General features: G+C 43.6%; 15 protein-coding genes. 2 read left to right on the top strand and 13 right to left on the bottom strand.

The window, feature by feature from the left end; translation table 11 throughout:
• Positions 1 to 312: 312 nt before the first annotated feature.
• Positions 313 to 762, top strand: a complete 450-nt coding sequence (locus tag NIT04_RS05670; RefSeq protein ID WP_252502623.1) for a universal stress protein — start codon at positions 313 to 315, stop codon at positions 760 to 762.
• A 94-nt stretch (positions 763 to 856) separates the two neighbouring features.
• Here NIT04_RS05670 and NIT04_RS05665 read toward each other — a convergent pair whose 3' ends face one another.
• The 11 genes from NIT04_RS05665 to ezrA all read right to left on the bottom strand — a co-directional run bounded on the left by NIT04_RS05665 (position 857) and on the right by ezrA (position 12,123).
• On the bottom strand, positions 857 to 1,498 hold the full coding sequence (locus tag NIT04_RS05665) for an HD domain-containing protein (RefSeq protein WP_252502622.1): 642 nt from the start codon (positions 1,496 to 1,498) through the stop codon (positions 857 to 859).
• Between the two features lie 223 nt (positions 1,499 to 1,721).
• Positions 1,722 to 2,642, bottom strand: a complete 921-nt coding sequence (locus tag NIT04_RS05660) for a class I SAM-dependent methyltransferase (RefSeq protein ID WP_252502621.1) — start codon at positions 2,640 to 2,642, stop codon at positions 1,722 to 1,724.
• Positions 2,643 to 2,719: 77 nt separating this feature from the next.
• A complete protein-coding gene (gene tpx / locus NIT04_RS05655) occupies positions 2,720 to 3,226 on the bottom strand; it encodes a thiol peroxidase (protein WP_252502620.1) in 507 nt (168 codons plus the stop codon).
• Between the two features lie 33 nt (positions 3,227 to 3,259).
• Positions 3,260 to 3,844, bottom strand: a complete 585-nt coding sequence (locus tag NIT04_RS05650; RefSeq protein WP_252502619.1) for an RDD family protein — start codon at positions 3,842 to 3,844, stop codon at positions 3,260 to 3,262.
• Between the two features lie 12 nt (positions 3,845 to 3,856).
• Positions 3,857 to 4,861 (bottom strand): signal peptide peptidase SppA, encoded by a 1,005-nt coding sequence (gene sppA / locus NIT04_RS05645; RefSeq protein WP_252502618.1) that lies wholly within the window; start codon positions 4,859 to 4,861, stop codon positions 3,857 to 3,859.
• A gap of 63 nt (positions 4,862 to 4,924) precedes the next feature.
• Complete coding sequence (gene rarD, locus NIT04_RS05640; RefSeq protein WP_252502617.1) at positions 4,925 to 5,842, bottom strand: EamA family transporter RarD; 918 nt, start codon at positions 5,840 to 5,842, stop codon at positions 4,925 to 4,927.
• 109 nt (positions 5,843 to 5,951) lie between these two features.
• Complete coding sequence (gene mbcS / locus NIT04_RS05635; RefSeq protein WP_252502616.1) at positions 5,952 to 7,526, bottom strand: acyl-CoA synthetase MbcS; 1,575 nt, start codon at positions 7,524 to 7,526, stop codon at positions 5,952 to 5,954.
• Between the two features lie 169 nt (positions 7,527 to 7,695).
• Complete coding sequence (locus NIT04_RS05630; protein WP_252502615.1) at positions 7,696 to 7,905, bottom strand: alpha/beta-type small acid-soluble spore protein; 210 nt, start codon at positions 7,903 to 7,905, stop codon at positions 7,696 to 7,698.
• Between the two features lie 84 nt (positions 7,906 to 7,989).
• A complete protein-coding gene (gene thiI / locus NIT04_RS05625; protein ID WP_252502614.1) occupies positions 7,990 to 9,195 on the bottom strand; it encodes a tRNA uracil 4-sulfurtransferase ThiI in 1,206 nt (401 codons plus the stop codon).
• A 3-nt stretch (positions 9,196 to 9,198) separates the two neighbouring features.
• On the bottom strand, positions 9,199 to 10,329 hold the full coding sequence (locus NIT04_RS05620; protein ID WP_252502613.1) for a cysteine desulfurase family protein: 1,131 nt from the start codon (positions 10,327 to 10,329) through the stop codon (positions 9,199 to 9,201).
• 99 nt (positions 10,330 to 10,428) lie between these two features.
• Entirely contained in the window at positions 10,429 to 12,123 is a 1,695-nt protein-coding gene (gene ezrA, locus NIT04_RS05615) for a septation ring formation regulator EzrA (protein WP_252502612.1), read from the bottom strand.
• Between the two features lie 211 nt (positions 12,124 to 12,334).
• Between ezrA and NIT04_RS05610 the strand changes: the two genes are divergently transcribed.
• Positions 12,335 to 12,817, top strand: a complete 483-nt coding sequence (locus NIT04_RS05610) for a GAF domain-containing protein (protein ID WP_252502611.1) — start codon at positions 12,335 to 12,337, stop codon at positions 12,815 to 12,817.
• 52 nt (positions 12,818 to 12,869) lie between these two features.
• On the opposite strand, the gene megL is transcribed toward NIT04_RS05610, so the two are convergent.
• Entirely contained in the window at positions 12,870 to 14,081 is a 1,212-nt protein-coding gene (gene megL / locus NIT04_RS05605) for a methionine gamma-lyase (RefSeq protein WP_252502610.1), read from the bottom strand.
• Between the two features lie 84 nt (positions 14,082 to 14,165).
• A complete protein-coding gene (locus tag NIT04_RS05600) occupies positions 14,166 to 16,034 on the bottom strand; it encodes a sensor domain-containing diguanylate cyclase (RefSeq protein WP_252502609.1) in 1,869 nt (622 codons plus the stop codon).
• Between the last annotated feature and the right edge of the window lie 62 nt (positions 16,035 to 16,096).

Genomic DNA, 16,096 nt, shown 5'->3' with positions numbered 1-16,096 from the left:
CCAAAGTTCGACAATTCGACACGGCCAATGTAATGTCAATTCTATCAGAAATTATACAAATTTGCTCTCTATATTGATTATAAATAAATTTTCAGATTTAGGATTTTTCAATTACTTCCTTTCATTTAAGAAATTACCGAGCTTTTTCATCATGTTTTTCTTATATAGGAGAGGGAATATGATGATAGACACTGCCACATTTCCGCCAAATCCAGCAGTTCCATTTTGATTTCATTGAAAAAGAAAGGTTTTTCCGTATTTTCATCGAAGTTAGTAAATGTAAACATAAATCTACAGGATGGAGTGATTGGAATGGTATTGAAATACAATCAAATTATCGTAGCCGTCGATGGATCGAAAGAATCCGGATGGGCATTCAAAAAAGCGATGGGCATTGCGCAACGTAATAACGCCTCCTTGAACTTGGTGAACATCATCGATACTCGTTCATATGCGGCAGTGGAAGCATATGATCGATCCATATCAGAACGTGCCCACAAATTTGCAGAAGAGCTGCTAACGGAATACAAGCAAGAGGCGGAGGCCCTTGGTTTGAGCAACGTAAACATCCACGTTGAGTACGGTTCTCCGAAAACGATGATTTCCCGTGACTTAACCAAGAAGCTTGGGGCTGACCTTATCATTTGCGGCGCAACTGGTTTGAACAAAGTGGAACGTTTCCTCATTGGCAGCGTTTCCGAAAACATTGTCCGCACATCAGCTTGTGACGTGCTTGTTGTGCGTACTCCTGAAGAAGATTGATATGAAAAAGAAAAACCTGCCCGGCAAAATGGGCAGGTTTTTATAATATCAAACCATCTGCAGATCAATCCACGGCGCGATATATGTATGTCTTTTAACTTCCATTCTCTTCGATTATCTGCATTGCAATGCCGGTTAACTCGTCGTGTTCAGTGAATCGTTCATTGAGCATATCGGTAAGAATATGCCCCAGGAAGTATTTCACACAATTCATATCTTGAAACAGCAGTATCGTCCTCAATGCTTCTTCGTATATCTCTAAAAACAACGGCTCCGGATTTGCCTTTTGAATCTCACCGAATGCCTCATAGAGCAAATCGACTTTATCAGCAACTGATAAAATACGCCCCTCCAATGTCTCATCTTTACCTTCTTTAAATCGTTCCAAATAAATGGCTTGAAACTCTGGTGGAATTTCCCTTTCTACAAACTTCCTAGTCATTTCTTCCTCCACTTCACTGAATAGCTGCTTCAACTCTTGAGAGGCATATTTTACAGGCGTCTTTATATCCCCAGTAAAAAGTTCCGCGTAATCATGGTTTAATGCTTTTTCATATAGGAGTCTCCAATCCACTTTCTGCCCACATTCCTCTTCGACTGTTCCTAGAAATTGAGCAATCTTTGCCACCTTAAATGAATGACTGGCGACGGAATGCTGCTGATATTTGAATTTCCCTGGACAACGGATAATTTGTTCTAGATCAGATAAGCTTTTAAAATATTGATGTACACCCATCCTATTCATCACCATTTCTATATTTTTTGGGACTATCGTAGAAACTTGTCATACAGACGAATTATAATTACTTCTTGAATAAATACCTTCCCTTATTTTCACTAAAGTATGCAGGAAAGGGATAAAATCACATACCAAATTCGATTCTTCAACTTCTTGAATATGATGCAAAAAACCTCTTCCAATCCACGGAGGGATTGGAAGAGGTTCATTTGACAAGAATTTATGCTTCTTTTCCTATCCAGTCATCAATTTGCTCAAGGAAGCGGGACATCGCTAGTTTTTCCGACATATTCGGCACTTTTGTCAGCAGTACATCCGGCTTGGCTTTCATTTCAGCGTACGGCTTCTGGAGGATGAAGATGCTTTTCTCGTGTGCAGCGCTGCGGAATAAGGTAGCCGGAAGTTGGAGGACTGCCCGAATGACAGCATTCTTTTTCAAATAGCGGTGAAGTGCCTCTGATTGGTCCGATTCAAAAAGGGATGCCGGCGTCAGGAATATTGCATATCCGCCTTCTTTTAAATGGTTCATCGACTGTTCAATGAATAGATGATGGGCGAATGCATGGCCTTCCGCAGGCATCATTTCAAAGTTGAGCGCATTGTCATCATCAGGATAATAGCCGACTGGAAGATCACAAACGACCAAGTCAACAGGGTCGACAAGCAATGGCCGCAATGCATCCTGGATGAAAAATCGAACTGGCTGTTCTAGAAGGTCTGCAGTAACAGCGGACAATCTGACGAGCAGTTCATCGATTTCCACAGATGTCGCGGTAACTTTATCACCTAGTGTATTCATGACGGTGAACAGTAAATTGCCAGTTCCAGCTGCCGGATCAAGTAAAGTTGTTTCATTCTTGTGCTGCATCAGTTTGTTTGCGAAATGACCGATGAGCATGCCGATTGCATCCGGTGTCATTTGATGATTTGGCTGAGCTTGCTCTTTCATCCCCTTGAGGACAGCGAGCTGAATTCCTCTTCGGATTTCCTCTTTTGAAACAGAAGGGGTCAAACGAGGCATTGTTTCGCCTGTAAGCCACTCATTACAAGCCTCAATCACTGCCTCCAAATAAAGATCCTCTTTTTTTGATTCTGTGTAATCATTTAAAAATGTAAAAATCTGTTCTGTATTCGTCACCATATCATATCCCTCTAATCCGAAATTCAAATCATTTATAACGGTAATGTGGCCCACCCGTTGCCGAGTGGGCCAGCTAGTTATTTCGTCAGTTCGTTTACTGCTGCAATCGCTTTTTCATAATTAGGATGGTCTGTACCTTCCATGACATACTCAACGTAAGTGACTGTATCATCCTTGTCGACAACGAAGATGGAACGCGCCAATAGCCGAAGCTCTTTCATGACGACCCCGTATGCTTCCCCGAATGAAAGGTCCCGGTGGTCCGATAATGTCTGGACGTTGCTGATCCCTTCTGTTGCACCCCATCTTGCTTGTGCAAAAGGAAGGTCGACAGAAATCGTGAGCACTTCCACATTATCTCCTAGCGAAGTCGCTTCTTGGCTGAATTTACGAGTTTGCTCTGAGCAAACACCAGTATCGATGGATGGGACAACGCTTATCAAGCGAATTTTCCCTTTCGAATCATTCAGCGTGACCGGTTGTAAATCATTGGATAGAACTGTGAAATCTGGAGCTTTGTCGCCTACTGTTACTTCTTTTCCGAGCAATGTAACCGGATTTTGTTTAAAAGTGACATTTACCATGAAGACGCCTCCTTATCATTTCAGTTCATTCTACTAAACAATTGTTCCGGCATGCAACTCTTCACCCTTGCGCTCCTGTCTCGTCTCAATGACTTCCCTTTCAAATGATTGTTCATGGATAACGTACGTGTCAGCAAAAAGGTCGTGCAAGGACTCCTTTTTCGGCATGAAGACAACGAGCAGATAAGGGATTGTAAGAAGCTTTGAAATGAAGCGGCCAATCACTTCCCTGAAAAGAATCGTGCCCCAAGTCAGCTCTCCCCCATCTTGTCTGACGACTTTAATTCCTAAAATCATTTTCCCGACTGTCTGACCGGCAACCTTCGTCATGAGTGCGAAATAGCCTAGGAACAGAATGAGGAGTGTCACTTTGTATGGGCTGAATAAAAGAAATGAAGGATTGGAAATTTTAATATCCAATACCCTGAATACCGGTTTAATGAATATTCCACTTATCGATGAAACGATCAGCAAGTCAATGACATATGCCCAAAAACGTGTCCAAAAACCGGCAAACTTCGGTATAAAGCGCTCTGTTCGGACAATTTCATATTCAGGGAGGCGATTCGGCTTGGGAATGTCCCTCATCGACTGATTATCTTCAATATGATCCGTCATGCCTATCCCTCCTTATTTTTCTCCATATAAGTACATCATCCGTGGTGCATCGTAATCGGAAAGCAATTTCCCAATCAGTTCCGACTCAATATTGCGTCCGAATAGATTTCCGACCTTCACTCCGAAAATGGAGCCTAAGCTATCCATCGGCGCGTATTCAAAGACCGTTGCATTTTCCAGCTTATAATCAGCTTTCAATGCATCGATGACATCGCCCATTTTGCCGTAATCATCAGCAAGGCCAGATTCGATCGCCTGTCTGCCGTTCATGATGCGACCATCCGCCACTTTCTTCACTTGTTCCGTCGACATATCGCGGCCCTCTGCAACAATCGACACAAACCGCTCGTACGAATCATTGATCATTTCCTGAAGCATATTATGCTCTTCTTCAGTCATTTCACGGGAGCCGCTCATGATATCTTTGTAAGGCCCTGTTTTAATCGTATTAAAATCAATCCCATACTTTTCGGCAAGCTTAGCGTAATTGACGCTCTCCATGATGACTCCGATAGATCCGGTAATCGTTTCTGGGTGTACGAATATTTTTTCAGCTGGTGCGGATACATAATAGCCTCCTGACGCGGCCAGTCCACCCATTGCTACGTAAACAGGAATTTCCCTTTCGGTTTGGATTGCCCTGATGGCATCATAAATATCCGATGATTCTACGACTCCGCCGCCTGGCGTGTTCACTGATAGGACAACACCCTTGACCGTCTGATCGTTCAAAATATCATGAAGCTGCGACATGAATACCTGGTGGTTGTAACCGCCCGCTGCGAACAAGGAGCTTCCGACGTCCTGTATGACCCCATCCAATGTAAGGACGGCAATTCGATCTCGTCCTTTTCCTTGTTCAATGACCACTTCGCTATAACCTGTTTTGCCTGCTGCCAATTCCTCCATGAAACCACTGAAATCCCTCGTGAATAAATATGAAAGTGAGTTGATGCCTATTGAAATGAAGATAAGCACCGCAGCTACGATGATTGCGATCCATCTTTTCATCGCCATTATGTAATTCCCCCTTCTTTCTTGCATCATTGTATACGTTTCAATCCTCACAAATGTTTCATTTTACTTGGAAGATTCATGAGCGCTCCGTTTTGTCAAAACTGATTCATAAACCTTTGAAACCGTGAAAAGGATAAGCGCTGCCCATATTAAAGAAAATGATAGCATTTCAATTCCACCAAACGATTCCTTGTAGACAACTACACCGAGGAACAACATCATAGTAGGCGCGATATATTGAATGAACCCCGCGACATACAATGGAATCATCCGCACTCCTTTCGCATACATGACAAGCGGAAGTGCAGTTGCGATGCCTGTAAGGATGAGGAGGATATCCGTTTTAGTATCTCCGTGTAAAAAGACGGCTTGCCCTTTTATGAATAGATAGATGTAATAGCCAACTGCGAAAGGCGTAATGAATAATGTCTCAATCGCCAATCCACGAAGGGCATCCAATTTGATGTTTTTCTTAATGAATCCGTAAACAGCGAAAGTAATTGCAAGACTTAAAGCGATCCACGGAAATCTTCCGTATGAAACTGTTAAAATAATGACTCCCGTAAAGGCAAGCAGGAAAGCAATCTTCTGTGAGGAAGAAAGCTTCTCCTTCAGGAAGAAGATGCCAAGTAAAACGGATACTAGAGGATTAATATAATAACCAAGACTCGTTTGCACGATGTAATTATGATTGACCGCCCATATGTAGGTAAACCAATTTGCCGTGATTAACACGGTTGCGATGAATAGACCCCAAAATTGGGACTGGCTTTTCCACAGCTCCCGTATGTCATAAAAAAGCTGTTTGCCATTTTTCATAAGCAAGACTACAAGGACTGTTGAAACGAATGCCCACATGATCCGCCCTGTTAGAATTTCATCACTTTGCACATGTTCAAGATGCTTCCAGTAAATCGGCATGAATCCCCAAATGAGAAAGGCTCCGACGACCCATAGGATACCACTTTTTTCAGACTGCATTCAGGCACCCTCCTTTCGAATAGGACAATTATAGTCCTTTCAAAACCATTCGTAAACCCGCGAAGGAAAAACCGTCCAAGCCATTCGGGCATAGGACGGTCTAAGGCGTTCATTTATTCTTCTCTAACTTCCTCAATTCGACTCGCATGATTTTACCCGAGGCGGTCTTCGGCAATTCTTCCACGAATTCAATTTTGCGTGGATACTTATAAGGAGCCGTCAATGTCTTCACATGTTCCTGCAATTCTTGCACGAGATGTTCATGATGCTCCATTTCGGGATTACGCAATACGACGAACGCTTTAACGATGCTGCCCCGCACTTCATCCGGACTGCCGACAACTGCACATTCACGTACTGCCGGATGCTTCGTCAATGCATCTTCAACCTCAAAGGGTCCGATCGTATAACCTGAGCTGATAATAATATCATCGCCCCGCCCTTCGAACCAGAAGTATCCATCTTCATCGAGTTTCGCCCGGTCCCCTGTCACATAGTATTCGCCCCTAAATTGCATTTTTGTCCTTTCAGGGTCATTTAAATACTCTTTGAAGAGAGCAGGCGTTGAAATGTGGACGGCAATATCGCCCACCTCTCCTGCAGAAACCGGCTTCCCATCCTCATCGATAATATCAACCTGGTTCCCTGGTGTAGGTTTCCCCATTGAGCCCGGCCTTGCTTCCATCCCTATCATCGTTCCGACGAGTAGTGTATTTTCCGTTTGTCCATACCCATCCCTGACCGCAAGATTGAATATCTTCTCAAAAATATCGATTACTTCCCTGTTTAGCGGCTCACCTGCAGATACGGCGCTGCGAAGTGAGGATAGGTTATAGTCCTGTAAATTTTCAGCTTTTGCCATGAACCGGTATTCCGTAGGCGTACAGCATAGCACGTTCACGGCATATTTTTTTATTAGATCCAAATAAGTTTTCACATCGAATTTTCCGTCATAAACAAGTCCTGTCGCACCGCTGCCCAGCACGGAAAGGAAAGGAGACCAAATCCATTTTTGCCATCCTGGTGCAGCAGTCGCCCATACGACGTCTCCTTCCTCGATGCCAAGCCAGTTCGGTCCTGCAGTCCGTAAATGTGCGTAAGCCCATCCATGTGTATGGACGACCCCTTTCGGCTTTCCTGTCGTGCCCGATGTATAAGATAAAAACGCGATATCCGAACTTTTTGTCGATGGTGCGTCGAATGTAGATGAAGCAGAGTCCATCAGACGAGTTAATGATTTATGGCCGTCGCCCGCTTCGCCGATTACAAACAATTGGACGCCTTGTAGGTTTTTCACAGCTTCGAACTGATCCATAAACGCATCGTAGGCGACTATGGCTTTCGCTTGACTATGCTCCAACCGATACTCGATATCGGAGGAACGAAGCATTTCAGAGCTTGGGATGACAACAATCCCAGCTTTCAACGCTCCGATATATGTCACGTACGCATCAATTGTACGGGGAACCATGACAAGAATGACATCCCCTTTACCCAACCCGTTTTCGATAAATACGTTTGCGGCTTTATTCGCAGAAGCCATTAGCTGATCGTATGTAATTTCCTTTTCTTGTCCATCTGAATTGACATAAATCAATGCACGCTTTCCTTTACTCGTAGCGTACCGTTCGAATTCAGAAACGAGGTTATAAATTTCCGGTGCAAGTAATTCATCACGATTCAAACTGATCTCCCCCTTATGAATTAATTATACAAACGTATTGTTGAAAGTTCAAAACATATTCATTTTTCTTGCAGGAATTTTGAATAAACTTTCTACTCGAAGTCAAGACTGATGTGTAATAAAAGAAAAACTGCCCCGGAAATCCGGGACAGCTTTCATGCATTCGTTATTATTGTTGGAAACCCTTCATTTGTTGTTGGGCTTGACGCACTAATCGCTTAGTAATTTCTCCGCCGACGGAACCGTTGGCACGCGATGTGGAGTCTGGTCCAAGGTTTACACCAAATTCAGCTGCGATTTCGTTTTTCATTTGGTCAAGCGCTTGTTGTACCCCTGGAACTAGGAGTTGGTTTGAGTTGCCGCTGTTGTTGTTAGCCATGTCGTTGTCACCTCCTTGTGCATATAGAATGGACCGTTTCCGGAAATTCATGCAGGAGGTGTAATGGGAATTTTTTCTTTTATATTAAAGAAGATCCTCGAATTCTTCCTTCTCTTGCTGCCGCCAAACTTCAATAACCTCTCTGTTTCTCACCGCTTCTTCGATCATAGGTTGAAAATCAAAAAAGCTTTCGAAATGAAGAACCCGTTCAAGTTTCGGTTTTGTTTTTGGGTTGCTCGGGGTAAAGATTGTACAGCAATCCTCATAGGGTCTAATTGAAGTATCATATGTCCCGATTTGTTGGGAAATTTCGATGATATCCAGTTTATCCATCGCGATTAATGGACGAAGGATAGGAGTCGCAGTCACTTCATTAATAGCAGTAAGGCTTTCAAGTGTCTGACTTGCAACTTGACCTAGGCTCTCTCCAGTAACTATCGCCAAGGCTCCAATTTCTTTTCGCACTTTATCGGCGATTTGAAGCATCATCCTTCTTGTTGTCGTCATCGTCAAATTGTCAGGCACTTGTTTGACAATTGCTTGTTGCAGTTCTGTAAACGGGATGACATGCAGGCGGACCGGGGCTCCGAATGAGCATAGTTTTTCTGTTAAATCCATTACTTTCCGTTTTGCTAACTCGCTCGTATAAGGAGGGCTTGCAAAATGGATTGCATCGATTGAGACGCCGCGTTTCATGAGGAGGTATCCCGCAACTGGGCTATCAATGCCTCCCGAGAGCATGAGCAATGAATGCCCATTCGACCCAACAGGCATGCCTCCTGCCCCTTTATATACTTTCGAGGTGAGGAATGCCCCTTCTTTACGAATATCGACGAGTAACATAATATCGGGCTTCCTCACTTGAACGGTAAGTTCAGGGAAATGATGCAATACATGTCCACCAATTGCTTGTTGCAGTTCACCTGTTACATATGGGAATGTTTTGTCGGCACGCTTTATTTCCACTTTGAATGTTTTGCCTGCAGTATGTTCGGTTCCAATCACTTCAAGCGCTTTCTGTTTGATTGCGTCAAGATCCGCCTCACACATGGCGACCGGACTGAACGATTGGATGCCAAAAATATGCGGCAACCGTTCAATTGCCTCTCTCATATCTGCCTCATTATCTGCAAGTAAAAACATACGATCCCGTTCAGCACGCAGTTGAACAGATTTCAAATCAGTCAATGCATCTTTTATGTTATTTCTTAACTTTCGTACAAAATGGTTACGATTTCGTCCTTTTAAAGACAATTCTCCATAACGAATCAATATTTCTTTCCATTTCATCAGTTACATTCCCCTCTCAATCAATTCCATAAAGCTTTTGAGCACGTTTATAAATTCGACTACTTCTTCTTTTGTATTAGTGTTGCCGAAACTGATACGGATGACACCGTTTTTAAATTTATTCTCCAATCCGATTGCTTCAATGACATGTCCCGCATCTTTAGTTTTGGACGAGCATGCGCTCGAAGTCGAGATGATGATGCCATGCTCTTGGAAATAATTTACCGCCACTTCTCCATTGATCGATTTGAACGCAATGGATAATATATGTGGCGCTCCATTATTCGGCGAAAGAATGTGTATGTTGTCGTATGAACGACATACTTCCATGAGCAAATTCCGCCATTCCCTATAATCTGCTCTTTCTTCTATTATAGAACTGATTCTCATCGCCTTTGCCATCGCAACAGCATTCGGAACGGAAACGGTTCCACTTCTCAAGCCGTTTTCTTGGCCGCCGCCAAAATTGATAGCATGCGGTGTAATGCCTTTTTTCAAAATGAGTGCTCCGGAGTTCTTTAAGCCGTTAATCTTATGTGCGGAAATGGTAATCGCATCTAATCGTAATGAGGCCATATCGACAGGCAACTTCCCAAAGCTCTGAACACAATCGGAATGAAAAACTGCACGGCTATTTTTTTTAATCAATTCAGCGCACTGCCGGATCGGTTGGATTGTGCCGATTTCGTTGTTGACATGCATGATGCTCACGAGGATTGTGTCTTTTTTTACCTTTTTCTCAAGTTCCTCAAGCGAAATTAGCCCTTCGGCATCTACCGTCAAATAATCCACTTGAAATCCTTCAGACTCCAATTTGCGGCAAGCATTCAAAACGGAAGGGTGTTCAATTCGAGTCGTAATAATATGGTTTCCTCTTGTTCGATAAGCTTCAGCTAAACCGAATATGGCCAAATTATTCGCTTCGGTTCCACCCGATGTAAGTACGGCTTCTCCATCTTCATTGCCGATGAGCGCCAACATCTGTTCCTTCGAACGATTCAATAGAGATTCCGCTTCCCTTCCGAGCACATGCAACGAAGCGGGATTTGCGTAATATTTTTTATTCGCAGCGATGAATGAATCGAGCACACTTTCATCAGGCTGCGTCGTCGAGCTATTATCAAAATAAATCATATGGATTTTCCTTTCTCACTTTTCAGCGTGACAAAGCCACCTGCACTTATTATGCCGGTGGCTTGTTATTGTTTACCCATTATCAATTGCTTGATTAAGTTAAACTTGTTCCTGCAACATTTCTTCGATTCGCTTCATTGCGCCCGGCTCGACCGCTTCCACGGCCGTAGCTGCCTCTTCCAGCGCTTTTGCATAGCGGAATTGCCTGAATGACTCTTCTGCATCGAGCAATCTTTCATGCATTTCTGGATTGGACGCACGGTAGCGATTTCCGTATTGAATGATCCGTTCAACAAGCATGACGTTTTCCAAAAGCTCATCGACCTTTTCATTCACTTCTTTCACAGCGGTTTCCGCATTCGCCAAATAGCTTTCTGCAACCGACATATTTAACGGAACTTCCTGCAAGCTTTGGCTGACGAGGAAGAGCTGCTCTTCCGCTTCCTCAAGCCGTGCATCCATTTCATCTGGAATGCCTGGGATATTTCCGCGATGGAGTTTCCGATCTATGTTCTGCAAATCACGCGCAAGATCATCCAGTTTACCTCTGACATTATTTTCATCTATTCGAAGATTTTTCATGCGATTAGCTAGGCTTTCTTGTTCCATTGCAATTTCTTCAAGTTCTTCGGAAATCCCTTTCAATTCCGCTTGCAAGTAGGAATATGCAGATTGCTCTTCCTCTAGCATCATTTTCAAGTTATCATGACGATTTTGGATCGTCTCCAACTTTTTTAAGCTAAACTGCGGCAATTTCGCTTCTTTTTCATCGAGACGGTAACTCTGTTGGACGTAGACGGCTTCATCGGATGTCGCCCTCGTCAATTGTATGATCGCTTCTAACGATTCCTCGACTTCAGCAAAATGGAAATCCACGTAATGCTTTGCATTCACTTCATTTTCCAATGAATCATAAAAGGCATCAATGCGGTCGTTCATATCCATGACGTTTTGTCGCGCCGTGTCGATATCAAGTTCGGCCAGCTTCGTTAACTGCTCTCCGATTCCTTCTTCGATTTCATCCAATTGGTTTGGCAGATTCAGATGCCCCAAGTAATAAGATTGGTCTTCCATTTCTTTGATTCCGTTCCGTAATTCCCGAATGGAAGCAGGCATTTTGTTTTGAAGCTCCGTCAATAATGATGGGATTTCATGGATAAGTGTCGACAGCCGCTCTCCTTTAGAAGACAGGGAAATGACGATTTCGCGCGCAAGTAGGTAATTTCCATTAGCCGTCAACTCATCATATTCCTCGAATTTCGGAGTAAAGGATTCGAGCTCTTTCTCTAATGGGCCGACAGCCATTCCAAAAGAGTGCCGGTGAGCCAAAATTGTTTTCCTTGCCAATCGATATTGATCACGAAGGTTTTCGATTTCAATCCTGTTCTTTTCCTCGCTGCCGATCAATTCATTCAGCTCTTCCAATATGTCGTTTTTCCTTTTATCACATTGGCGGATTTTTTCCTGGATCTCTTTTTCTAACGCTGTCGCTTTTTTGAAACGGAACCGATCAATCATATCCTCCGCATCAAATAGTAAAGAATCGATTTTCGGCATATGTACGTCCACAACTTCTGTCCACTCATTGCGCCACCGTTCGAATTTCTCCTCTGTTTCTCCCGTCATATTCAATTGTTTGACTTTCATCATCTCTTCAAAAATCGGCTTATTCTGGATTTGCATCTTCTCATGTTCCAGTTTATTGATTTCGCTAATATGTTTACGCCTGAATAAAAAGGCGATGGTAATAAGCACAAGTAGAACAATAATTGGAATGATGAAATATTTCACCATTGTGATCCCCCTATTCCGAAGTCACTGAAATGAACTTTTAACCACTAGTTAAAAATAATATTATCTTATATAGTAACATGTTTAAAGCATTTTCGTATGAATTTGGACGAATTATAGGGAAAAAGGTGTTTTTAAGGCTGATTCCCGCGAAATTTGTAGAAAATCCGTGAGAAACGTATACTAAAGAGGATTATATTCAGGGGGTGTTTTTTTGTTTACTGCAACTGATTATTCAAATATCCCGAAGGAGAAGTATGAGCAACTGACAAAACAACTTGATGCGCTACTTTCCGGAGAGAGCAACCGTTACGCGAATTTGAGCAATGCCTCAGCTTTGCTGAATCAATTTTTCGATCGTATCAATTGGGTCGGCTTTTATTTGATGGATAGCGAGGATGAGCTTGTACTCGGTCCGTTCCAAGGGTTGCCTGCTTGCATCCGGATTCCGCTTGGGAAAGGCGTATGTGGTACCGCAGCGCAAAAGAGAGAGACCATTTTAGTTCCAGACGTCAACCAGTTTCCGGGACACATCGCATGCGATGCTGCATCACGTTCTGAAATTGTCGTTCCGTTGATGAAAGATGGGGAAGTAATCGGTGTTCTTGATATCGACAGTCCGGAGTATGATCGTTTTAATGAAGACGATCAAGAAGGACTCGAGCAATTTGTGAATGTGCTTGTTAAACATATCTAATTAATAGAAGATATAGATGCCCGACGTACGGTTCAGTACGCCGGGCATCTTTTCATGCATGTGTCGGATGGTTCTGTTCCAGTGCGATAAATGCGGAATCCAAGTCGGCAATCAGGTCGTCTGCGTGTTCGAGACCGACAGATAGACGGAGCAAGGAGTCCGTAATGCCCATCTGCAGGCGGTCCGCTTCCGGTACGCCTGAATGCGTCATCGTAGCCGGGTGCTGAATGAGCGTCTCGGCATCTCCAAGACTGACGGCTATTTTGATCAACGAGAGACTATCCATGAACGTTTGGGCACCTTCCTTGCCGCCTTTCACTGTAAATGAAATGAGCCCGCCGCCAGCTTTCATTTGACGCTTAGCAATTTCAAACTGCGGATTTCCTTGGTCGAAAGGATAATATATATTTTCAACAAGCGGCTGATCTTTCAAATACGCAAGGATTTTTTCGGCATTGGTTGTATGCCTTTCCATCCTGACAGGCAGCGTCTTCAATCCCCGGATGAGCAGCCATGCGTCAAATGGGGACATGATCGCTCCGTAGTCTTTCTGGACCGTCATTTTTAGTTTGTGCATCTCATCAGCATCTTTCCCTACAAGCAATCCCGCGATGACATCTCCATGACCGTTAATGTATTTCGTCGCGCTATGCAAGACAAAGTCTGCGCCGCAATCAATCGGGTTTTGCAAATACGGGGATGTGAAAGTGTTATCTACGACTACAGTCAATCCATGTTTCCGAGCTACGTCGCATACCAGTTTCAAATCAACCAATTCCATCGTCGGATTGATCGGAGTTTCCACATAAATGCATACGGTATCCGGTGTAATTGCCCTTTCAATCTCTTCCTCAGTCGTCATGCTGATTAAGCTATGGGTAATATTATATTTCTCTTGCATGATTCCGAGTAAGCCGAACGTACATCCATAAATTCCCCGCGAGCAGATGATGTGATCCCCCGCCTTCGTCAAGTGGACTAGGACGGAGCTCACAGCCGCCATTCCGGAGCCAAAAGCAAGTGCACCCGCCCCGTTTTCAAGCGCGGCCATTCTTTCCTCCAGTGTACGGACTGTCGGATTGCCAAGCCTCGAGTAAATATTACCCGCCTCCTCGCCGGAAAAGCGCTTTTCCCCTTGAACCGCATTTTCAAAAGAATATGTCGAAGTCTGATAGAGTGGCACCGCTAAGCTGCCATGATGCTTTGTATCATCATAGCCTTCATGGATGACAAGCGTGTCTTTATGGAGTATCGGTTTATTCATTTCCATTCCGCCCTTCACTATTGTAAGCACTTACATTTCCTATTTTCATTTTACCCTCTTTTCCGAAAAAGAAAAAGAGCAACTTCAGCGACATTTTATCGCCGAAGCTGCTCCATGCAGAACGAACCGGTTCTTTCCATCATTTTTCGCATCATATAAAGCAGCATCCGTAGATTGGAAAAGCTCCTTATAAGACTTACCGTCTTCTGGAGACCAGCCGCTCAAACCAATTGATACCGTTACGCTCGGATCGGTTGCTCCAGGGATTCCCTCCACAAGTTGCCGGGCTAAATCGACACCTTCGTCGACCGTTGCCGAAGGGGCAAAGATGGCAATTTCCTCACCGCCCCACCTGCTAGCAATCCCTCGGCCTTCCACTTTCGACAGAATAAAGGCCGAGATTTGCTGCAACACTAAATCTCCCGTCGTATGACCATAGGAGTCGTTAACCAACTTGAAGTCATCGACATCCATTAAGATGAAGACTCCGCATTCCTCTTTTTCCATGGTAGAGTTGACAATTTCATCTAAATACGAACGGGTGAATAATTTTGTCAGATGATCTTTATTGACAAGTTCCTGCAATTGATCGCGCAGCATAATGTTCGATATCGCGAGCGATGAATGGCGGATGAGCGAGCGCATCAATTTGAAACTGTCAAATGAGAAAAAGTACTCTTCCCGGTGCATGAGAATGACGAATCCGATCATTTCACCACCATTGCTTATTGGGAGGGCGACAATGGATTTATAGTTATAGACACCATCTGGGCATATTTTTGTATTCGCGTCAAAAACCGCTTCTTCCCCCTTGCATAAACGGGCCGAAACTGAATCTATATATTTCTTCCCAGCTTCACTAGTGAAAAATGACGTACTAGACGGGGAAATGGAAAAGCTGCGTTGATCATCATAAAAAACAAATGCCATTTCGTTCGGGCAAAAAGCGTGCAGAAATTGGTCTTTGAGATAGGCAATCATTTCGTCAAGCTCCAAATTGTTGTTTAACTTCCTTGAAGCTTCATTCACTAAACGCAAATCGTCGACGAGCCGATGGGATTGGTCGTAAAGACTCGCATTTTCAAGTGCACTACCCGCAGCATTCGCTATTGATCGTATAAAACTCTTCTGCGTCACTGTAAATTCCGTGTCTTTCGGGGCAGTGATCTGTAAAACACCGTAAATCCCCTGTCTTCCACGAATTGGCGCATTCATGAGGACGCTTGAAATATCCGAAGCGTTTTCAATTGTCAAATCCCCTGACAGGAAGGCGTCGACAGCGGATGCCCTCTCGTTCGCATAATCAAACAAACTATACTCATTCGTTTTCCCTTTCTGTTCATTCGAAAGGAGAAGATGTACATCATAAACCGGGTATGATTCGGTTACCGCTTCCATAAGCCCTTCTAGGATGACATCACTTTCCATCGTGGAGTTGAAAAGCTCGGCCACTTCGAATAAATGACGATAAGTCTTTTCATTTACCGAGAGCTCATGCATTTTGACGGCTTGGCTAATGAACGTGCCGAACACTTTCTTCAAATCCTTCAAATGATCCGTCAAGGCGAAGGCATGCCATTTTTCACTCGCTTTGAACAGCAGAGCGCCAAGAGGAGCAAGATGGATATCCCTTATGATGAGCGAGTCGTCAGCGAAATTATATTCCCTGCCAGAAGCGTGGGACATGAACGACACGTTGAAGATTGGATGGTCTTTAGTGTAAGTTTCATGACACAACGCACAACTTTTCTGTGTGGTCTCACTATCGAACAGCGGCACGAAACGGTTATTATCATACAGGAGGATTGCAGCATCCTTTATTTCGAATTGGTTCATGAATAGCTCTTTGAATTGTACAAGCTTGTCTTCCAGAGGTCTTTCATCGTTCAGATTCGATAGTAAATCAAATACGGCACATTTCACTTCATATAATATCAATTCATGATCGTTCATTTGCCATCACCCTCATTTTGCATCCCTCGTAATTTATACCTATACTTATATTCTAATACATA

It is taken from the genome of Sporosarcina sp. Marseille-Q4943 (genome assembly GCF_943736995.1).
Classification (GTDB): domain Bacteria; phylum Bacillota; class Bacilli; order Bacillales_A; family Planococcaceae; genus Sporosarcina.
Note: the sequence above shows the minus strand (reverse complement) of the source record. Positions and strands in the feature narration are given on the sequence as shown.